This is a genomic window from Dickeya zeae NCPPB 2538 (genome assembly GCF_000406165.1).
GTDB classification, from domain to species: Bacteria; Pseudomonadota; Gammaproteobacteria; order Enterobacterales; family Enterobacteriaceae; genus Dickeya; species Dickeya zeae.
Window position 1 is genome coordinate 1015641 of the sequence record NZ_CM001977.1, and the last position, 20725, is coordinate 1036365.

Annotated in this window: 22 protein-coding genes; 7 read left to right on the forward strand and 15 right to left on the reverse strand. The window is 50.2% G+C overall.

From position 1 onward, the window contains the following. Window positions 1–19: 19 nt before the first annotated feature. The 5 genes from DZE2538_RS04585 to DZE2538_RS21350 form a co-directional block, all read right to left on the reverse strand. Window positions 20–853 carry a multinuclear nonheme iron-dependent oxidase gene (locus DZE2538_RS04585; RefSeq protein ID WP_023639116.1) on the reverse strand — a complete coding sequence of 278 codons (834 nt, stop codon included), beginning with the start codon at window positions 851–853 and terminating at the stop codon, window positions 20–22. Further along, window positions 850–1434, reverse strand: coding sequence for a hypothetical protein (locus DZE2538_RS04590; protein WP_152486121.1), 585 nt, complete (start codon window positions 1432–1434; stop codon window positions 850–852). Before DZE2538_RS04590 ends, DZE2538_RS04585 begins: the two co-directional genes overlap by 4 nt. A gap of 2 nt (window positions 1435–1436) precedes the next feature. Further along, window positions 1437–1697 (reverse strand): ubiquitin family protein, encoded by a 261-nt coding sequence (locus tag DZE2538_RS04595; protein ID WP_038913333.1) that lies wholly within the window; start codon window positions 1695–1697, stop codon window positions 1437–1439. A 15-nt stretch (window positions 1698–1712) separates the two neighbouring features. Then, window positions 1713–2798 carry a molybdopterin-synthase adenylyltransferase MoeB gene (gene moeB / locus DZE2538_RS04600; protein WP_050568653.1) on the reverse strand — a complete coding sequence of 362 codons (1086 nt, stop codon included), beginning with the start codon at window positions 2796–2798 and terminating at the stop codon, window positions 1713–1715. Between the two features lie 98 nt (window positions 2799–2896). Continuing rightward, window positions 2897–3019, reverse strand: coding sequence for a hypothetical protein (locus DZE2538_RS21350; protein WP_012883698.1), 123 nt, complete (start codon window positions 3017–3019; stop codon window positions 2897–2899). Window positions 3020–3518: 499 nt separating this feature from the next. Between DZE2538_RS21350 and DZE2538_RS21355 the strand changes: the two genes are divergently transcribed. Continuing rightward, complete coding sequence (locus DZE2538_RS21355) at window positions 3519–3641, forward strand: hypothetical protein (RefSeq protein WP_269077914.1); 123 nt, start codon at window positions 3519–3521, stop codon at window positions 3639–3641. A 45-nt stretch (window positions 3642–3686) separates the two neighbouring features. Here DZE2538_RS21355 and DZE2538_RS04605 read toward each other — a convergent pair whose 3' ends face one another. Further along, the gene (locus DZE2538_RS04605) at window positions 3687–4682 is read right to left on the reverse strand and encodes an ornithine cyclodeaminase family protein (RefSeq protein WP_236617000.1); all 996 of its coding nucleotides are present in this window, start codon (window positions 4680–4682) and stop codon (window positions 3687–3689) included. Window positions 4683–4692: 10 nt separating this feature from the next. Then, on the reverse strand, window positions 4693–5856 hold the full coding sequence (locus DZE2538_RS04610) for a DSD1 family PLP-dependent enzyme (RefSeq protein ID WP_038915712.1): 1164 nt from the start codon (window positions 5854–5856) through the stop codon (window positions 4693–4695). 102 nt (window positions 5857–5958) lie between these two features. Here DZE2538_RS04610 and DZE2538_RS04615 point away from each other — a divergent pair, with 102 nt between their 5' ends. Continuing rightward, complete coding sequence (locus DZE2538_RS04615) at window positions 5959–6870, forward strand: LysR family transcriptional regulator (protein WP_038915713.1); 912 nt, start codon at window positions 5959–5961, stop codon at window positions 6868–6870. A 77-nt stretch (window positions 6871–6947) separates the two neighbouring features. Here DZE2538_RS04615 and DZE2538_RS04620 read toward each other — a convergent pair whose 3' ends face one another. Further along, on the reverse strand, window positions 6948–8168 hold the full coding sequence (locus DZE2538_RS04620) for an MFS transporter (RefSeq protein WP_038915714.1): 1221 nt from the start codon (window positions 8166–8168) through the stop codon (window positions 6948–6950). A 315-nt stretch (window positions 8169–8483) separates the two neighbouring features. Here DZE2538_RS04620 and DZE2538_RS04625 point away from each other — a divergent pair, with 315 nt between their 5' ends. Then, entirely contained in the window at window positions 8484–8825 is a 342-nt protein-coding gene (locus DZE2538_RS04625; protein ID WP_019844693.1) for a zinc ribbon domain-containing protein YjdM, read from the forward strand. Window positions 8826–8908: 83 nt separating this feature from the next. Here DZE2538_RS04625 and DZE2538_RS04630 read toward each other — a convergent pair whose 3' ends face one another. The 4 genes from DZE2538_RS04630 to DZE2538_RS04645 are packed head-to-tail and all read right to left on the reverse strand — an operon-like array spanning window position 8909 to window position 11874. Beyond that, window positions 8909–9634: a GGDEF domain-containing protein gene (locus tag DZE2538_RS04630; protein WP_012883701.1), complete on the reverse strand. Its 726-nt coding sequence runs from the start codon at window positions 9632–9634 to the stop codon at window positions 8909–8911. Between the two features lie 4 nt (window positions 9635–9638). Further along, on the reverse strand, window positions 9639–10058 hold the full coding sequence (locus DZE2538_RS04635) for a DUF1987 domain-containing protein (protein ID WP_019844691.1): 420 nt from the start codon (window positions 10056–10058) through the stop codon (window positions 9639–9641). A gap of 2 nt (window positions 10059–10060) precedes the next feature. Continuing rightward, window positions 10061–10612: a SiaB family protein kinase gene (locus DZE2538_RS04640; RefSeq protein ID WP_016941735.1), complete on the reverse strand. Its 552-nt coding sequence runs from the start codon at window positions 10610–10612 to the stop codon at window positions 10061–10063. A 17-nt stretch (window positions 10613–10629) separates the two neighbouring features. Next, window positions 10630–11874: a SpoIIE family protein phosphatase gene (locus DZE2538_RS04645; RefSeq protein WP_038915715.1), complete on the reverse strand. Its 1245-nt coding sequence runs from the start codon at window positions 11872–11874 to the stop codon at window positions 10630–10632. Window positions 11875–12362: 488 nt separating this feature from the next. On the opposite strand from DZE2538_RS04645, the gene DZE2538_RS04650 reads away from it, so the two are divergent. Further along, a complete protein-coding gene (locus DZE2538_RS04650) occupies window positions 12363–12947 on the forward strand; it encodes a hypothetical protein (RefSeq protein ID WP_019844689.1) in 585 nt (194 codons plus the stop codon). Between the two features lie 427 nt (window positions 12948–13374). Further along, on the forward strand, window positions 13375–13905 hold the full coding sequence (locus DZE2538_RS04655; RefSeq protein WP_038913342.1) for a GNAT family N-acetyltransferase: 531 nt from the start codon (window positions 13375–13377) through the stop codon (window positions 13903–13905). Window positions 13906–13989: 84 nt separating this feature from the next. Here DZE2538_RS04655 and DZE2538_RS04660 read toward each other — a convergent pair whose 3' ends face one another. Together DZE2538_RS04660 and DZE2538_RS04665 are read right to left on the reverse strand one after the other, a co-directional pair. Further along, window positions 13990–15261 (reverse strand): MFS transporter, encoded by a 1272-nt coding sequence (locus DZE2538_RS04660; RefSeq protein WP_038913343.1) that lies wholly within the window; start codon window positions 15259–15261, stop codon window positions 13990–13992. 11 nt (window positions 15262–15272) lie between these two features. Further along, on the reverse strand, window positions 15273–16700 hold the full coding sequence (locus tag DZE2538_RS04665) for a M20 family metallopeptidase (RefSeq protein WP_038915716.1): 1428 nt from the start codon (window positions 16698–16700) through the stop codon (window positions 15273–15275). A gap of 220 nt (window positions 16701–16920) precedes the next feature. Here DZE2538_RS04665 and DZE2538_RS04670 point away from each other — a divergent pair, with 220 nt between their 5' ends. Together DZE2538_RS04670 and DZE2538_RS20140 are read left to right on the forward strand one after the other, a co-directional pair. After that, window positions 16921–17847 (forward strand): LysR family transcriptional regulator, encoded by a 927-nt coding sequence (locus DZE2538_RS04670; RefSeq protein ID WP_038915717.1) that lies wholly within the window; start codon window positions 16921–16923, stop codon window positions 17845–17847. A gap of 337 nt (window positions 17848–18184) precedes the next feature. Further along, window positions 18185–19213 (forward strand): acyltransferase family protein, encoded by a 1029-nt coding sequence (locus DZE2538_RS20140; protein ID WP_161624049.1) that lies wholly within the window; start codon window positions 18185–18187, stop codon window positions 19211–19213. 497 nt (window positions 19214–19710) lie between these two features. Here DZE2538_RS20140 and DZE2538_RS04675 read toward each other — a convergent pair whose 3' ends face one another. Continuing rightward, the gene (locus DZE2538_RS04675; protein ID WP_038907256.1) at window positions 19711–20367 is read right to left on the reverse strand and encodes an HAD family hydrolase; all 657 of its coding nucleotides are present in this window, start codon (window positions 20365–20367) and stop codon (window positions 19711–19713) included. Window positions 20368–20725 lie beyond the last annotated feature (358 nt).

Genomic DNA, 20725 nt, shown 5'->3' on the forward strand with positions numbered 1-20725 from the left:
TGTTGTTATATTTTTAAAGTCAAAATGAAGGGGTGAAGTTCATTCTTTGACAGGAATTTTCTATATTTGCTAAATCTGCCACGATGACTTCAGATGAGATGCCTACGCCTAATTCATAGGTGACAGCCTTAAGGTTGGTACACTTTTCTAGTGCCTGTTCTAGCAGCGGGAAAACGCCATCAACAATTTTTTCTGAGTGAGTGTCACGGTATCGCCAGTGATGTGTCGGGTGAACGCTGCCACCGGCAATATGAATTTCATTGACAGCGTGAAGTGGCAAACTATTCAGGACATCTTCCGGCTTAAGACCACAATAGATGGCATAAGAAAATACATGGCTGATATCGAGAACGACACCACACCGGGTAGCATCAACCAGTCGATGAAAGAACTCACCTAATGTCATATCACCAGCAGCAATACTGAAGGAGGGTATTTCAGCACTAAATGGAATGCTGGAGACTTGTTGGATGCGATTGACCCCGTCGATTGCCATGGTAAGGACTGGCTCACAAAGTACCGGCGCTGCAAAATAGGGGAGGTTATAAGGACCGATGTTCCAGATGCCAATATCCTCCAGACACCACGCAGCATTCAGCGCATTACTGATGCCATTCTGATGTTCCAATACATCAGGCCGTAGTCCATCAATGCCAGCAGGCTCCATACCTGAAAAATGGTGAATGATGGGATAGTCGATGAAGCTCTGGCGAAATGCTTTGGCTACCGCAATGTCTGGAATGGCGACAACGGATAGATGACTAATACCCTTTTTAGATAATAGCAATAACTCACTTAATTTATGACCATAGCTGTGGGTATAATCAATGCCTAATCCTACAAGTGAGCTCATGCTGTCTCCTTAAGTGAAATTGCTACCTTCCCATTTTCATTGTGCAATCGTAAACACGCTGCTTTATTTTCAAATTTGATGTCGGAAAGATGAGCTGCTTTGCTCAATGATGATAATGAAAAATATTTATCGAGAGTAATTTCTTCAGTTATGGATTTACCGTTAATATGATTTATATCCGATTGCCATGGTGAGTTTTTTGAGTTTGTTGATATGCCAGAGTAAATGCCATCAATCAGGAATATCGTTTTCTCTTCTTCAGTCAAATCGGATTTTTCGACAACAAATGAGCAAAAACTTTCGATGAGGGTTCGGCTATTCCAGTTCCAGAAGCTGTCAGATTCACAATAAGCTCTTACCAAAGAAAGAAACTGTTCTTTGCTAAAAAAACGTGGGGAAAAGTGCATATCTGAATAAAGCACTGTTCGTAAATTTCGCTGCCTTGCCGCGCGTTCAACGAGCAGTCTTTCGCCGTCCATGGTTTTAGCAAGATATTGATATTCTTTATCTGCATCCTTTATCCGATAGCGGTCACTATATAGCATTGATACATAGGCTTTCTGTAATTTTTTTGCGTCCAAGATTAACCCCCCGAAATAGCGACTTCGAATGTCAAATGATCGCCATCGGCTAGGACTGGATTACTATCAACTGACATTATGTTGTTAATGAAAAGTGTAATGAAAGGTTTTAACTTACAGCTTTCATCTTTCTCAATGGCTATTAATTTGAATGCCTCTGGATGTATGCTCCTGATTTCAAATAAAACTTCATTAATGCTTTTAGCTTCCGTTTTTATCTTGCTCGTGATTTTTAATGATTCGGGCAGTGATATCTCAATCATTGTTGTGCGGCTCCATTAATGATTATGGCATTGGCATCCAGGGCGTTTTTTTGTAGTCAATAACTGATGTTGATTGTTAAGCATGTCTATTTTTAATAATTTCCCATTCAAACAATCACCAATCCCAAGAATAATTTTCAGTACTTCATTTGCTTGATATATCCCGAGCATTCCAGGGATAACACCAATAACACCATTTTCAGTGCAGGATGGGGCAAGTTCTGCTGGAGGGGCTTCAGGATAGACACAACGATAGCAGGGGGCCTGGTTATTAGAACGTGTCATGACTTGCCCTGAATAGCGAAACACAGCTGCAGAGACTACGGGTTTCCCTGCTTTGACAGCTGAGTCATTGATAATATACCGGGCGTTAAAGTTATCTGTGCAATCGACGATGATATCGTAACCGTCTACTAATCCATCAACATTGTCTGGTGTGATTCGATCATCGATAGTATTTACTGTGATTTCTGAATTTAGTGCCCGTAGCGTATGCAATGCAGAATCAACCTTTTTCTTTTTAAGCATTTTTTCGTTATGAATAACCTGTCGTTGCAAATTGCTTAGATCGACAATGTCATGATCGACGACTGCAATTTCACCAACACCAGCTGCTGCGAGATATAGCAGGCATGATGAGCCGAGACCACCTGCACCAATAACCAATACCTTCGCTTGCATGATTTTTAACTGGCCATCGGTACCGATATCTTGCAGGGACAAATGTCTTGCATAACGCTTTTTATCATTTTCGCTCAGACTCAGTGGATACTCGATGGGATTCCCCTGGGCTTTCCAGGCTTCAAAGCCACCTTGGAGGGAATAAATGTTAGAGTAATTAAGTAGCATTAAATTTAATGCTGCATATCGGGAGCGTAAGCCACTGGCACAAAAGAGGACTATTGGTTTATCTAATTCTATTTTTCTCTTCTTTAGTTCTATTTCTAAAAAACCACGACCTATAGTCAGTGCCTGGGGAATAGTACCATCAAGATATTCATGGCTTTCTCTTACATCAATCAAAAGAAAACCAGTGTTGTCTTTCAACTCATCTATAGATATTGAACGGATACTGTCAATTCCATCGACTATGTTGTTCATAAATAAATACCTTTCGATTGTTGAAAGTGAGGTGTAATTTTGATGTCATGTTTAGATAAGAAATTAAAGAAAGGTGGCCGCATTGCGGCCACTTTTTCTTACTCTTGCCACTCTTTGTTAGAAACAGTGCAAGTTACATCCAGCAGAATTTCATTTTCTGCTTCAGCATTTTCTGCATTCAGTTCAGCAACAGCCAACTCTAATTCTTGAGCCTTATCCATATAACTTTCCTTATAGTTGCACATTGATTTTTTTGAATTACGCAGAGCATGTTTATTCTGCGTAACAAATATTATTTACAATGAATAATTGTGTCAATAATGTTAAATGATGTTTTTTAATTTGGGATAAAATCTTGTTCGACTGGTGTTGATATGGTTAACGAAGTGTTTGTGTCTTTTCTGGGCTGAAAATCAGAGGTTAATCTCTTCTTTATACAAAATAATAACTTTTATTTTTAATTATTTTTGTAATTAAATACTAAGCCAAAATATCAAATAAAATAATTATCATGATTATATTTTTTGTCTAAAAATGTGTGGTAGTTACTCATTCTCTTGGTTTTTATAGCGATATAATTACGTTAAGGTATTATTTATTGGGTGGGTTTTTTAGATTGAATATGCTTTTTATTTAGGTCCGTTATTTTTATTAGGTCATATTCTGAAATGGCTATCTGGTTTTTCATTATGTTTGATGTTCAGAGGATTATCGAGCCTGGTGAAAACAGTTTTCACCTCTACCCAACCGACCGCACTGTTACAGGCTGCGCTTCAAGGGCTGGGGGTTGCCTCGTTATCCACTTTACTGTGTCAGGATGACCTGCAAAAAAAGGCAACCTGACACAGGTGTTAACGTCGTGGCGTCCTGAGTCCGTCACCTTTTTTGCTATTCATCCCGGTAGTCAGGCGATGACGGCGGCGACCCGGGCATTTTGGGCTCTACTAGTCGAGCGAACCCGCCACCTTGATGACGGTGGGCGTTAATCACTGCTTGCGCAATATACAAATCCTGAATCGCCAGGCCTGAACTGTCGAAAACGGTGATATCTGATGCCGCTTCCCGACCGCTGATTTTACCGGCCAGCACATCACCAATAGCGAACACAGTTTTATCGTCATCGGCATGCTGGAATTCACCGATACGGCGGGATTGTACCGGAAGATCGCAAAACAATCGGCCGGTTGCCAGCAGGCCTGCTGGCAGTTCTTGTTTGCCGACCGCGTCCGACCCCATTGAGGAGATGTGGGTGCCGGGGCGAACCCAGGCGGCATCAAAAAGCGGTGCTCTGGCAGTGGTGGCGGTGATGATAATATCCGCCGCCCGGCAGGCCGCCTCTGGCAGGCTCGCTCGCGCTGGCAGGGCGCTGGCGCGCAGCGTATCCACCAGACGTTGCGTGGCGGCTTCGGAACGACCGACGACAAGAATCTCTGTAATCGGGCGAAGGCGTGCCACTGCCTCAACATCGTAACGAGCCTGATGGCCGGTACCGAAAACCGCCAGTACTGAGGCGTCGTCGCGCGCCAGCACGTCGGTGGCAACCGCATCGGCTGCCGCGGTGCGGTAAGCGTTTAGCGTACCGGCTTCAACTGCCGCATGAATAACCCCCCGAGACTGGTCGAACAGGAAAATGATTGAGTTATGGCACGGCAGGCCATCAGTGGCATTACCCGGCCAGTAAGAACCCACTTTGAGCCCGGCCAGATCCGGCGTTGCGCCTGACTTCACGGTAAAGCGGTTGTCGGTATTGGAACCATGGCCGTGAACGACGGGAAAAAGGGTGGTAGCAGGGTGTACCGCATCGATCAGTGCGGCGCGCACCGCTTCATAAGCCATCGCATGGCTGGCTAATGCGGCACTGGTTTTTTCGTTAATCATAAGCATGCTGATGTCCTCACCATCCACCAAAACGTGACCATTGCGCCAGCGGCGCATCGGCCTGAGCGGGAATGACATGATAGGTGTCGAACTGGCCTGCCGTCGCACAGGCGTGATTCGGCAGAATACGCAGTCGTGTGCCGACTGGCAGATGTGGCAACGCAGCGTTGCTACCGGGGCGTAATGCAATGATGCCGTGCTCCTGATTGGCTGCCGTGACGATAAGGTCGGGGATTATTTGTCCATTGCTATCACAGACGAGGCCATAGCCCTGATCGACCGCCTGATTGGCGGTACCGCGATCGCGTGAGAGCGCCATCCAGCCTGCATCGACCATAATCCAGCCACGCGCCGCCTGATGGCCGATAACGGTGGTCAGTACCGACAGGGCGATATCGTCAGTGCGGCATACGCCAATCCCGGCCATGACCAGATCGAAAAAGACGTAGACACCGGCACGGACTTCGGTCACACCAGCCAGATTGCGGGCGGCATGTGCGGTCGGCGTGGAGCCGACGCTGACGATAGGGCAAGGCAACCCAGCCTGACGCAGCTTATCGGCCGCCGTCACGGCAGCGCTACGCTCCTGCTCGGCAAAGGCGGCGTGGGCGCTGGCACCGGCTACGTTGTAGCTTTCTCCTGCGTGGGTCAGAACGCCGCGCAGCAACCCACCGCCTTCATGCAGTACACGGCCTACTTCAACTAGCGCCGGTGATGTTGGCGATAAACCGCTGCGGTGACCGTCGCTGTCGATCTCCAGTAAGGCCGGAATGCTGACACCGTAGGCTTGAGAGGCCACAACGACAGCTTGCGCCTGTTCGATGGAATCCAGCAATACGGTCAGGTTACAACCGGCTTTTATCAGGTGTGCGGCGCGAGCGAGTTTCTGCGGTGCAATCCCAACGGCGTACAGAATGTCGTTAATGCCGGATTCAAAAAAAACCTCGGCCTCACGTAACGTCGAGACGGTTGCCGGTCCGGTGCCGTTAGTCAGCAGACGACGGGCAACCTCTGGCGATTTTGCCGTCTTCAGGTGGGGGCGCAGGGTGATACCAGCCAGTTCCGGGCGATGTCGCAGTCGGGCGATGTTGGACAGCATGATGCTTTCGTCGAGGATAAGCGACGGTGTCGGTAATGTCGCCAGTTGTTCGGTGCGTGTTGGTTTTTCGTCCCACGTCATAAATGCGGCTCTCATTTTTGTTCTGTCGGTATGAGATTTTTACTGTGTTGGCATTTAGAATGGAATTTATCAAAACTGTATCCATCATTAAGATGAGTATTAATGATCACCTCACGAGACCTGCATTTCTTTTCTATTCTGGCCAATTCGCCGTCTCTGGCGGCGGCTGCACGGGCGCTTGATGTTACGGCACCGGCCGTTACACAACGGCTGCAAGCGCTTGAGCAGCGTTTAGGCGTCCAGCTTGTCGATCGCTCCAGTCACCGCTATCACCTGACCGCAGAAGGCGCTCTATTAGCGGAGAAAGGGGCCGATGTGCTTGATCAGATTGAGGGAATTGCCGCCTTACTCGCCGAGCGTCGAAATGAGGTGATTGGCCCACTACGGGTACTGGCCCCGTTGGGATTTGGGCGAGCTTATGTGGCCGAAGCCGTGGCACGCATGTGCCAACAGTTTCCGACGATTCAACCTTCACTGATGCTGTCAGACGCGCCGATGGGTACGCTGGATACCGATGATTGGGATGTGCTGATCCATGTCGGCCCGCTGACGGATTCCAGTCTGGCATTGCGGTCACTGGCACCCAACCGCCGTATTCTGTGTGCCGCACCGGACTATCTGGCGAAATACGGCTGGCCTGAGTATCCGCGGGATCTGCACCATCATGTCTGCGGGGTGTTGCGTGAAGACCGTGCGGATGCGTCGTTGTGGGGTTTTGTCCGCCGTGATGGTAGCGAAACGAACACGGTGCGTATCAGACCGGCTTTCACCAGTAATGACGGCGAAGTGGTCAGGCATTGGGCTGTTGCCGGGCTTTGCCTGATTCAGCGTTCCGAGTGGGCCGTCGCGGATGATTTAAACGCCGGGCGGCTGGTTGAAGTCATGCCAGAGTGGGGCCTGCCAAACGCCGATGTTGTTGCGTTACTGGGGCCACGTGCTGGCCGGGCGGCTCGTATGGAACGGTTCGTTAATATACTCAAAGCGATGCTGGAGCCAACACCCTGGCGCACCTGAGATTGTCATCCCTGATTGAAAACCACAGGTTAAAGAGCGGCCGTGAAAGAGGATAATCCCCCCTTCTACGGCCGGTCTCAGGCATTTTCTCCGGCCTCAAGCGTTTGGCGCTGGGTGAGTGTGGGGAAGCATTTCATCCACAGCGCGACGACCAGCAAGGTGCCAATTCCCCCGACGACGATAGCCGGTACGACCCCCAGCCAGGCCGCCGTCACGCCGGATTCGAATTCCCCCAGTTGATTCGATGTGCCAATGAAGATGGAGTTAGCGGCACTTACCCGGCCACGCATCTCGTCCGGTGTTTCCAGTTGCACCAGCGTTGAACGAATGACGACGCTTATCATGTCGGATGCGCCCAACAACAGCAGAGCGAGCAACGACACCAACAGATTGGTGGACAGGCCAAAGGCGATGGTGGCGATGCCAAACATCGCGACGGCGGAAAACATGATTTTTCCGACATGACGGGTTAGCGGGCGTCGGGTCAGGTACACCGACATCAGTACGGCACCAAGCGCGGGCGCACAGCGCAGCAACCCTAATCCCCACGGGCCGGTATGCAGGATATCTTTGGCGACGATTGGCAGTAGCGCAGTAGCGCCACCCAGCAACACGGCAAACATGTCCAGCGAGATAGACCCCAGAATCACCGGATTACGGCGGATAAAATTCATGCCGCCAAACAGCGTTTCCAGGCTTACCGGTGTGCGAGCCAGTGCTTTGTATTCATAGCGCAGGTTGAGCAACACCAGAAATGACATCAGAAAGCAGGCTACGCTGGCGCTATACAGCGTGGTAGCGCCGATGAGGTAAATCACCCCGCCGAGCGCCGGGCCGACGATCACCGTTGCTTCACGGGCCGAGGCCATCAACGCCACTGCGCGGGACAACTGGTTGGGGGCGATCAGATTAGGCAAGAGCGCTTGGGTGGCTGGCATTTCGAAGGCTCGTGTCGCCCCCAGCAGCGCGGAACACGCATAAATCATGGTGGCGCTGATGGTGTGGGTGACGTTGCCCAGCACCAACACCAGTATGGTGGCTGCCATCAACAAGCGGCAACAAAGGATAATCACCCGGCGGTTGTACTGATCGATGGTATGACCGGCAACCAGCGTCAGCGCCAACTGTGGCAGGAACTGCGCCAGCCCGACCAGACCCAAATTCAGCGCGCTGTTGGTCAGGTCATACATTTGCCAGCCAATCCCGACCACCAGCATCTGAAATGCAAAAGAGGAAGCAATTTGTCCTAACCAAAAGCACAGAAAGGTGGGGTTTTTGAGTGGGGACGCGATTTCCACAGGGTGTTATCCATGCCAGTTGTTGTAATGAGAAGTGTTCAGTTTACCCAACTTATTGTTTTATTAAACTGAAGTTTACTCCACAGATGTAAGGAAAAGATAACGAATGATCCATGTCTTTCATGGCGCGTTGTGGTAGTGAGAAAAGTGAATAAATTGAGTGACTTTTATGAAAATAGCGAACGAATATCAGTTTGTCCGGCTCTTTTTGCTGACAGTGTTGAGTAAAAGGCGATAAAATAATAAACACGAGATTTATTATGCATTGATATATTTAAAATTTATCTAACTTATTTGGTATTAATGAGGATTATTATGCAACAGTTGCCTGCTTGCCCTAAATGTCAGTCTGAATACACCTGGCAGGATGATGCGATGCTGAATTGCCCGGAATGCGGGCATGTATGGTCGATGGACGGTGACGCGGGGGCGCAGGAGGAAGGGCTGGTGGTGCGTGACGCCAACGGTAACCTGCTGGCAGACGGCGACACCGTTACCGTCATCAAGGATCTCAAGGTTAAAGGAAGTTCATCGACATTGAAAATCGGCACCCGGGTGAAAGGGATTCGTCTGGTGGAAGGCGATCACAACATCGATTGTAAGATCGAGGGTTTTGGCGCAATGAAACTGAAATCTGAATTCGTGAAGAAAAACTAAGCCGTTCCCCGCCTCATCCGGCGGGGCGTGCTGCCTGACATTGTGTGGGATATTACGGTGAGGTACTGCGGGCTACCCGTGAGTTAGCTGGCAGTATCGATCGGTATATAGTCCACCCGGTTACGGCCCTGATGCTTGGCCCGGTATAACGCGGCGTCGGCCGTGCCGTACAGCGTATCGAATCCGGTGTGTGGCGGCGCCCAACTGACGCCGAAGCTGGCGGTGACCTGATGGTCAGGCAGCGGCTCCAGTGGTGTGTGATTCAGACTGGCGTGGATATGCTCGGCGATATCCACCGCCGCCATCAGCGTGTAGCCATCCAGCAGGATGGTGAACTCCTCGCCGCCGACGCGGCCAATACTGCCTTTCCCTTGTAATACATCACGAATACGAGCAATCAGCGAGCAGATGACGGCATCACCGGTTGGGTGGCCGTAGGCGTCGTTGACCTGTTTGAAATGGTCGATATCCAGCACGATCAATGCGGCCTGATCCTGCTCCAGTGCGTGATCGACCAGGTCGATGATTGCGCTGCGGTTGAAGACGTCGGTCAGCGGGTCATGGGTGGCTTTGTACTCCAGCTCTACCGCCAACTGATGCAATTGGGTATTCAGGCGGGTCAGCTCGCGCTCCGCCCGATCGCTACGGGTGATCAACCGGTGGGTTTCACGTACCAGACGTTGGTAGTGTTCTGCCAGCATAATCAGGCTTTCCCGGTACACCTCCGCTGGCATGTCGGCCTGGGCGGCGATATTACGCGCCGACAGCAGGATGTCATATTCGGGGGTGAACAGTTCGTAGCTACTCATGCCGTTACTCCAGAATGTGAGGGTGGAATTCGAGTGCCGAAAAGTCGATATGCAGTTCCTGCCCAAACTCCTCGGCGATGTCATCGTCCTGGTCGTAGTACCAGTGCAATGCGATAGGAAGCTGCTGCTGGGCGGCTTTATCGAGAATATTGAACAGGCTAAAGAGCATCTTGGTGCTGGAGCTGTTGAAGTAAGGCAGTGATACATGCACGTCAATGCGCGTTGGCGAAGCGGGCAGGGCGGCAAGACACGTCTGCAGGTAATGTTGTACCCGTTCAATCAGCGGGCCATAAAATGCCGCCGCGTTTTCCGGGTAAGACTCGCCGGAAAGTGAAAGCTGATGTGTATCAAAGCGAAAATCCACCGTCGGCGTGCTGGCTGTGCCGGTAATATGGAGATTGTTCGTTGTTATTATGTCTGTCATGGTTAAATCACCGCCTTCAGATAAAACGTGGAGAGCCCGGTGGCGTCGTCGCTACGAAAGGTGAACTGCAGTGGCTCGCTGGCGTCGCGGGCTACGGTCAACAGGCCGATATCCGCCCCTTTGCTGGAAGCCGGAATGTCTTCACGCAGCGAGGTCTTATAGGCAAGTCTGATTTCATCAAGTGTCATCGTACACAACGGTTCCAGCCGCTGGCGCAGTATCTCCGCATCTGCCGGGTATACCCGATTGGCGCTCAATAAAAAGTATTTCCCCGCTTCAACGCCGATACACACCGAGCCATGACGGATTTCATTGGTCTGCTCTTCTGTCGTCAGCGCTGAGGCAGAATAGTGGATGATGTTCTGCACCATTTCGACAAAACTGGAAAACAGTTTGCGGCGCACGCTGGGCGGCACCCGGCTTTTTTCCAGTTGCAATCGCACTGTTTCCGCCAGCGAGCAGATAATGTTTTGTGAAAAGTACCCCACATAATACAGCGCGATATCCTGCTGTTGGGTGAGGTCAAAGAATTCAGCGTACTTCGTTTCAGACATGTTCCGGTTTTACCTGGTTAAGCGTGTTCATGGTGCCTGAAGCCCCAAAATGTAAGATCGTCTCGTCGAGCCTGCGTTCCCTGCCAGGCGCGATGGTGTTGTAAGAGTTGAGTGGCAAGCTGACTCATCGGCAATTCCCCGAGGCGTTGCAGCAGATTTTGCAGACGGCGTTTGCCGAATTTTATCTGTCGTTCGCCGCCTATCTGGTCGAGTAAACCATCGGTGGCGGCAAAGAACAGATCCTGCGCTGACAACGGGCGCTGAAACGCCGGCCAACTGTAGTCATATGGCGTGTTGGTATAACCCACGCCCATCCGGTCGCTATCCAGCGTCAGCAGGTCACCGCTTTGCGCATCGGTCACGAATGCGGTCATACGCGCGCTGGCCCAGTTAAGGGTCTGTTCGGTAGTATTCACGTAGACCACCAGCGCATCGCACCCATCATCGGAAGCGGACATCTGTCCCGGGTAGCTGCTCTTTTGACCCAATGTGTCTTTGATGTATCGATTGATGCTGCCCAGCAATTGCCCTGTCTGGTCCGGACGGTGTTGCGCCAGGGCCTGCTCCAGCGCTGAATTGAATATCAATGTCATAAAGGCACCCGGTACGCCATGCCCGGTGCAATCGGTAAGTACGGCTAGCCAGCCCTGTTCATATCGCCGGAAGGCATAGCAGTCACCCCCGACGCAGTCGCGCGGTTCCCACACCAGACACCAATCCTGCAAGGTAGCTTCCAGCGTTTGACGGAATGGGGTCAGCATCGCCCCTTGAATGACGCTGGCGTACTCTATGCTTTGGACGATCTGCTGGTGCTGGCGCACATGGGTGTCTGAGACAATGCGGAACAAATCGATACCCAGGCCGATGCCGAGGTAGCGACTGTTTTCGGTAATAATGAAGCCGTCAGCCAGAAAGCGTTCACCGCTGATGACCGCCTTGTCCGCGACATCGCTCAACGAGGCTGAGGCCTCGACGATAAGCGGCGTTTTATCCATAAACGCGATGCAGCTTTTCCGGTCATACAGCTCACGGTAATAAGGTCGCGCCATTTGCGACAGGAAACTATGGCGGTTGATCAGGCCAAACGGACGTCCGTCTTCCACGACTGGCAGGCTAACCAGGTCTTTGTGGCGGCTGAACAACTGCAATACAGTGGCGTTATCGGTGGAGGGAGAGACATCCGGCGTGGTGATACACAAGTCGCGTGCGCTTGGAAAGGAAACGAAATGTAACCGATGTTCCTGTGGCGGTAAGGCGCTCATTGTCTTGTCTTTCTGGGGAAATAGGCTATCGTCACGGTAGCAGCCGCAGATGACGGGAACATGACAGCGCGCTGAAATGCTAAGGAACTGTCAGGTTTCTCTTTACAGTCATGGCTAAATATTTCTGATGTGCTCGTTTCCTGAGCGTTTTTATGCTTTTTTCGTATTAATGAAAAATAAAATGGCCGATATATTTTAGGAGTGGATCTGTCTTTTCTATTTCGTTCACGCGGTGCGAAAAATGAGACGGCACCGTGTGGTTTGTAAACCACTCTTTCTATTTCCTGATAGTTTTAGACGGCACTGCCCTAAATAACGTGAGTGAAGGTCAATACCACTTGACGTATAAGGGGGTAAATCTGTTAAGCCGCCTGTTTGATACATGCTTTGGCAGGTATGTTGTTTTTTTTCGGTGTGTTGGTGTTACGTCGCGGTAGTAAATCAGTGCCCTTAGAGGCATGTTTTCGTTAGAAAAAAGGAGTGATATCGTGGTTATATCAGGCATTCAGAATCAAAACATTACATCGTCTTCCTATCCACAGCAGACTTATGTTGCGAATAGTAACTCAAGCGACAGCACCGATACGCTCGGCGCTAATCAATCTGTTTCCCTGAAAACAGGGAAAACAAATGATTCGCTAAATAATCAGTTTCAGGATAATAATTCCGGCGATGTTACCGATACGCGTGATCGCAGTGCATCATCACTGGATGAGCGTTTAGCTAAAGAAAAATTACAGAAACAGCAAAATGAATCCTCTGTGGAGCGCTCATTGCGGATGACGGGTATCCCGCTATATGGCGGTGTGCTGGTGTCTGTCGTGAAATATCCTGATGGTCAAAGTGAAAGTTATAATGTATTTACCGGGAAACGTATTTCATCTACGGATCCCACTCTAAGTGGCGAGCGTGCGCCAGCGAGTGCGGCAGAGTTTGGTTATTATAGCCAGGGCTTATATAGCGGCATGTCGGCAGCGGAAGTGTATGAGAAAATACAGCAGCTATTGAACTCGGGTTCCGGTGACGCTGCCTGGAAATTGCCGGGCAGCAGCGAATTGCCGCGAACCAGTTGATATGCAAACGTATTGCTGACGCTTTATTCTATATTAAATAGCATTAATAGCCTGATTTATTATCAGGTGGTTATCTATTTTTAAATTTTATTCCTTTGGTCTTTCCAAAACCAAGGTTCATGCTTTTTCATGAACAACGCTTTTTCATGTCACTGGTTTTTCATGGATATCGGTTTTTCATGAACACCGGTTTCCCCTGTTTGCTCAGCCTTATCCCATCCCAGTGCGTTCTTATCTCTGATGGCCTCATCGCGCTTATTTCCATCGTCGGTTGCAATAAGATGTTCTCATTATCGATATAAGTAATTGTTTCTGTTGCTCCGTTCGGGCGTTGGTTAAGCTAGAGGTTATTGGTTGACCCTTCAGTGAGTTATGGGGCAACAACACCAGGCTTAATCTCGCTCGCTGTGCTGACAAGGATACAAGAATGACCACGATTCTCATTGAGGATGCCAGGGAAGAACACATTGCTGCTATCAGGGATATTTATACCCATCATGTTTTACATGGTACCGCTACGTTTGAAACTGAAGCGCCCGATGAGGCGGAGATGCTGGCCCGCTGGCGAAAAATTCATGACGCTGGCTTGCCCTGGCTGGTGGCAACGGAAAATCAACAGGTGTTAGGGTACTGCTATCTGGGGTTTTATCGCCCTCGCTACGCGTATCGTTTTACACTGGAAGATTCTATCTATTTGCACCCGGATCAGGTGGGAAGAGGTTTAGGTAAACGCTTGCTATCCGAAGCCTTATTACGGGCAGAGCAGCAGGGATACCGTCAGGTGGTGTCGGTCGTGGCTAATAGCGGCAATCAAGCCTCGCTGAAATTGCATCTGTCGCTGGGGTTCGAACTGGCTGGTACGTTACGTTCCGTGGGCATGAAGCACGGGCGCTGGTTGGATACGGCCTTGTTGCAGCGTACGTTAGGCGAAGGCGACAGTTCATTGCCACTGGCCTGAACGGTGTGAGCGAGTTCGCTTAACGTATAACGGTGGTGGAGCCCGTCAGAACAGCGTGGCAGCTCTGACGGGGATCGGCAGTCATCAACGATGATGTAACTGGGCTTTCCACAGCGCCAGCACGCTCACCAACGCGGTGATCATCAGGTAGTAGCTCGGTGCCAGGCTACTGCCGGTGGCGCTGATCAACAACGTACAGATGAATGGGGCAAAGCCGCCAAACACGGTGACAGCTACGTTATAGCTGATCGCCATGCCACTGGCACGGGTCGAGATTGGGAACAGATCGGCCATCATCGACGGCACGGTGGAGAAATACACCGACTTCAACAACGCCATCCATCCGACAACGATAATCAGTGATATGGCCGACAGATATTGCGTCATCAACCAGAATGCCGGATAGATAGTCACCGCCAGCAACAGCAGTGATCCCCACATCAGCGGCAGGCGTCCGATTTTTTCCGCCCACAGTCCCACCAGCGGCGTAATCACCGTCAGGATAATGCCGGCAATCAGCGTGGCGCTAAACGCTGCGCCTGACGGCAAATGCAACGTTTTGGTGGCATAGGTAGGGACATAATTCAGCATGTAGTTGATGGCGGTGGAAATCACCATCAGGCCGACGGCAATCAGGAACAGTGCTTTCTGTCGGGTGAACAGGGTTTTGATCGGTGCCTGCGTTTTCTCTGCCTGCGCAAAGTTCGTCGGTTCATGCACATGACGGCGGATATACAACCCCACCGGGCCAATCAACAAACCGAAAGCGAACGGAAGACGCCATCCCCAGTCCTGAATCTGGACTTCGCTCAATGACTGTGATAATCCCAGGCCGAATGCCGATGCCATCAGAGTACTTGCCCCTTGGGTGGCAAACTGCCAACTGGCGATAAAGGCGCGACGTTCAGGGAAATGCTCCACCAGAAACGCGGTGGAACTGCCGAACTCACCACCGGCGGAAAACCCCTGAATCAGTCGCGCCAGCATAATCAGGATCGGTGCGGCTACGCCGATGCTGGCATACGTGGGCATCAGGGTTATCATTGCGCCGCCCAGTAGCATCAGGCTGATGGACAACAACAAAGAGGCTTTGCGTCCGGCTCTATCCGCATAAGCACCCAGCACAATGGCACCCAGCGGGCGAATGAGAAAAGAAACGCCGAAGCTGCCGAAAGCCAGCAGTAGGGATACGGTTGGATCCTGCGTAGGGAAAAACGCATGGGCGATGTAATTGGCAAAAAAGCCGTATACCGCGATGTCAAACCACTCCAGCGCGTTGCCGATGCAGGTGGCAAACAGCGTTTTATACAGGCTGGGGCGCGCGGTACTGTGGTGTGAAACCGATGCAGTCGTCATAGATGTCTCCCTCAGCGTGGTGTATTGGCGTCACGGTGTGCGCGATGCGCAGCCAGAACCGTATGGCCTTGTTCACCCAGTTCCCAGAACAGGCGGGTCATGATCTGCAAGCCTTCGCGGGCGACGCTGATCAGCATGTGTTCATCTACGGCGTGCTGGCCACAGGCCGGGTAAGAGTGAGGGATCCACAGTGTCGGCAGGCCGAGGATATCGGCAAACACTTCATTGGGCAGCGAACCGCCGAGGTTGGGCAGCAACGCCGGTTTTTTATCGCTGGTCTGGCGCATCAGGTCGAGCGCCCAGTTGACCAGCGGGTCGGTAGGGTCAAGGCGGGTGGCTGGTGTGCCACGCACGTCACTGATTTCCACCATGGTGAAACCGTGAGTGTCGAGGTGCTGACGTAAATGCTGTGTCAGTTGTTGCCAGTCGGTGCCGACCACGAAACGCAACTGACAGACTGCAGTGGCGTGGCCGGGAATGGCATTCATTGGCCGCTGTGGGTTACCGGTCAGAAACGACAGTACTTCCAACGTATTCCAGCCGAACAGCCTTTCGGATGCGCTTAACCCAGCTTCACCCCAGTTCGGGTCGATAGCCGGATCCGTGGTTTGCCCGCCGGGCGTAATATCCGAGAGGATAGTTCGCAGGGCTGGCGTCAGATGCGGCGGCTTCAGTGCCTCTACCTGCATCTGACCGTGCTGATTGACCAGACAGGCAATCGCGTTGGCCAGTTGCGTCCCGGGGTTACTCAGTAATCCGCCCCAGTTGCCGGAGTGGTAATCTCGCTCGCGGGCGTGGATGGTCAGTCGAAAATTGACGCAGCCGCGTGAGCCGAGGAACAGCGTCGGACGTTCTGCGTTCAGGCGTGGGCCGTCTGATGCAATGAACAGGTCGGCTTGCAGCGCTTGCGCATGTTGGCGGCATACGTCGGCCAGGCCTGGTGAGCTTATTTCTTCGCCCATCTCGAACAGCCATTTGCAGTTAAAGCCTAGTAGTCCCTGGCGAGCCTGAAATACCTGCTCCAGCGCCGCTATATTGACGGAGTGCTGGCCTTTGTTGTCGGCGCTGCCGCGACCGTACCAGCGGCCTTCCCGCTCCACCAGTTGCCACGGGGAAAGCCCTTCACTCCAGTGCTCATCATCACCGAATACCACGTCGCCGTGGCCGTAGCACAGCACGGTGGGCAGGCTGTCGTCTTCAATACGAGAGGCGATTAAAAACGGACGGTTAGCGCCTGTCGGGTTATCGATTTGCTGTAATTCGAAACCTAATGCCTGTAGTGCCGGTATGATTTCCCCGGTGAGATAGTGGTGTAGCTCGGCGTCCCGGTCGTTTCGCTGACTTTCGCTGGCAATGGCGACGCGGCGGGCTAAAACGTCGCGAAAGCGACCGCTATCGAAGTACGCCAGAGCATGTTGAATAACCTGTGGTGTTGTCATGTGATGCCTGTCTGTGATGATGTTTGATGTTGTGTTTTTTATGTCGGATAACTTTTTTGAACTGATTTTTATCGAACGAATTCGTGTCGTACTGTTCTATATCGTTCTATTCATCCTGTTCTAAATCATCACCAGCATTGCCACAATAATAATAATTGCAAGCGAGCTTTGCTTTTAATATAAAGCTAGATTGCACAAAAACGAGGCAGACAAAAAGGCGATGCATAACAGTGAAATCAGGTATTTTCTGGCGGTGGCCAATACTGGCTCGTTGAGCGCCGCCAGCCAGCAGCTGTTTGTGGCGGTATCCGCTATCAGCCGACAGATTCATAAACTGGAGGAACGCATCGGCGCGCCGCTATTTGAGCGCCACGCTCGCGGTATGGTGTTGACCGATGCCGGGCAAATACTGGAAAACCATGTGCGTAAAAGCATGATGGACATGGAATACGCCATCGCGGAGATTCAAGGGTTAAAAGCGGTACGGCGCACGTTTGTCCGGGTCGCCTGTACTGACGGGATGGCATTTGATCTGCTACCGGGGTTATTTGCCCGTTTTCGGCGGGATAACCCGGCGGTCACGTTTTTCCTGCAAGTCGGCAGCGCGATACAGGTATCAGAAATGGTACGCAACGGCGAATGCGATGTGGCGCTACAGTTTAGTTTGTCCCCGGATCGCGGTGTTGAAGTCATGGCGTCTTACCCCGCACCGGTGCTATTGCTCATGCGGCCTGATCATCCGCTGGCGAACAAATCTATCCAGCTACCGGACCTGCATGGGTTTCCGCTGGTACTGCCGCAGCAGGGGACCACTATCCGCCAATTGTTCGATCTCTCTTGCCGGATGAGTGGCACGTTTCTGGAGCCGACACTCAGTTGCAACAACTTCTCCGCGCTGTACTACTTTATGCAGCAAACGCCGGATGCCGTCACCGCCTGTAGCCATTTCTCGGTACTGTATCGTGCCAGAGAAGACGGCTTGTTGCTTAAGCCGGTACACAGCGAGCCGTTGACTCAACGCAGCCTGCAGGTGCAGACACTTGCAGGTAAGCACCGTTCTGCCGCATTAAGCCACTTTATCACTTTTGTGATTGACGAACTGGGCCGCGAGCACGCGAGACTGGCGGCAGATATCGGACTGGAGTAGCGGGTAAACCTAAATAGCGGCATCTGATATTGGTAAACCACCAGTTCATCGCTTGGTTGTTGATCATTGAGCAGTTTTTTCAATACGAGGTTGTTCGTTTTTCTCTTGCCAGCATGTTTATCGTGAATTTTCTCACAATCTGCACTTAGTAGAGCCTGCCGTTGCATATCGGTGTGCTGAATCCAACTCGATGTGAGCGTATACTAATTTCATATCTTTATTTTTTAATAATAATTATTGGTTACCCATTGTTGATTTGTCTTTAAAAATGTTATTATTGAACGCTATAAAAATGTAAAGCATAAGAATGATTATACATCAAATAAAGGAATTGCTTGTGACCAAGAGTGTATATTCGGCCAGCGCGGTGGAAGTAAATGTAACATATTGGCCAGGAATTGAACCTGTTCGTGTTTTATTGGCAATAATAGTGGTTGTATTGCATGCGAATTTTCAATATGCCCCCCAAGGATATCTAGCTGTAGAACTATTTTTCATGATAAGTGGATTTTTAATTGCTTCTCGCAAAAAAGATACATCAAGTGTTTTTTTTCGATTTTTAAAAAATATATCATTAATATATCCATCATATTTTTTGTCGATACTATTAATGTTAATGGTATCGCCGGCAAGGTTACATGATGTAATACTTTCCTTTTCATTATTGCAGGCTATCGGATTAAATGAAAAATTAATAAATATCCCAGCTTGGTTTTTGACTTGCTATTTGTGGGTTTGGTTTTTTTATTCATTTTTACACTCACGTATCTCAGATAGGGATTTATATGCTTTTAGTATATTTTCTGCTATCGTTGGGTATGTCTGTCTGTATTCATTAACTCCAGCGAAAGGGCTTAACTATACAACAGAGGTGATAATCGGCTTTCTGCCACCATCAATAATAAGAGCAATGGCAGGTATTGGGTTAGGTATTGCTCTTTACGCCACATATCGACATTTACCAAGAATAGAACTAAAAAGGTCAATAATTTCAATTTTTGAAATTGTAATCATTTTTCTGTGTTTTTATATATTTTTAAAGCATCCGGCTAGTGTGGAGATGGACACTAGTTTTTTACCGCTGGGCTTCTTGTTTTTGTATTTTTTAGTATCCAATCAAGGATTGGTTTCGAATTTTCTTTCATCTCTTGGTCAAAGATTTACATTTTGGAGGAGTGCCTCTTTTGATCTGTTTATTTTTCACTTTCCATTATTTCTCATTGTGAGAAAAGTAGTAGGGCATCCACCGCTAGGAATTAGTGAGACATTATTGACAATAACTGGAGTCTGTTTTATCTCTCTGATGCTAGGTTTTACAGTGAGAGCAATAAAACCCGTGATATATAGGTATGTTGCATTAAAGTAATTCGTCTATCCGATGTGGTGGTGCTGTTTTAAATAGTGGAATTTTTTCTCTAAATAGCTGTTTTTGATGCGGCTAAATTTTAGCTAGTCCATCCTTATGGCCGGGAAATGGCCCGGCCTATGCCATAAATTGATACACCGTCTCAGCTGTTTCCACATCGAACTGCACTGATGGTTCTGTGTATTGGGTTATACCGACCACAACTGCCTTTATGTGATTCGCCCACGACGAGTAAACAGGTTTAAATACCCCTGAACGTTGGCTTGGTTTCCAGCCAGCGTTGCGTATTATAACTATTGTTGATGTGGATAATGTTGTTATCCACGTATATCAGTCCCTCAGGGCTGGCTAGGGTAAAACAGTGAGTCCACGTCTGACTGAGGAGCGTGGGTAGCAGAGATTTTGACAATGTTGCTATTGCAGAATCAGTATGGCGGTTGCTCAACTCGCACATTCAGACTGAGCATCCTTCAAATGAACTACTGCTCTAGATTGATCTACCGTTCCCAGCGGCAGATACGCCAGCCTTTCTCTTGGGCTAATTCCGCCAGTTCAGGCACCGGGTTGACGACATAAGCCTGATCAACGAATTCCAGCATGGCGCGGTCGTTAAGCGAGTCGCTGTAACCGTAAAGTTGCCCAAAAGGCTCGGCATCACGCTGGGTCAGCCATTCACGGATGCGGGTAACCTTACCGTGCTGATAAGTCGGCACCCCGTGAATATCGCCGGTAAAGCGGCCGTCTTCCAGGGTTACACCAATCGCCAGCGCGTGATCGGCCCCCAGGTGACGCGCAATCGGCCCAACCAGATGTTCGCCGCTGGCGGAGATGACTACCAGGGTATCGCCGCGCTGGCGGTGCCATGCCATCTGTTCGCGTGCTGCCGGGTAGAGGCGGGGCAGAATATCGCGCTGGATAAAGCGTTCTATCCAGCCGGACACGGTCTCTGTCGTCAACCCAATCAGTGGCGACAGTGAGAGATACATATAATCCTCGATCGCCAATGTACCTTCATAGTAGCTCTGCATTAGGTGTTTTTCCCGTTGCAGCAGCTCTTTGCCAGCGAATCCCTGTGATTCGAGCCAGCGTAACCACAAGCCGGTGCTGTCGGCGCAGATCAGGGTTTCGTCCAGATCAAACAGGGCTAAATCCATCGGGGTCCTCCGGGGAAATCAGAACGGATAGTCAAAACAGAGCGTATCGGACTGTCGGTATTGCGGGCATTCGCATTGACCCCAGTTTATCAGCGAATGATGACAACGGCGCGTCAACAAAAGGCATCCGGCATGAATACGACCAGCCTGTAGCGTATGGCGATAACTTCAACCTTGCGAGCAAGCGCGCACAATCGCAATGAGATATAACAAGCTGATTGACGAGAATCATCCGTTGAATCATAAAGATGGCGGTTAGTTTATGGACATTTTTATTGTGGACGAACCAGCGGTTTGGCCGCCCGTGGTGGCAGACAGTCATCATGTCTTCCATCGGGTTAATCGATAGCATAAAAAT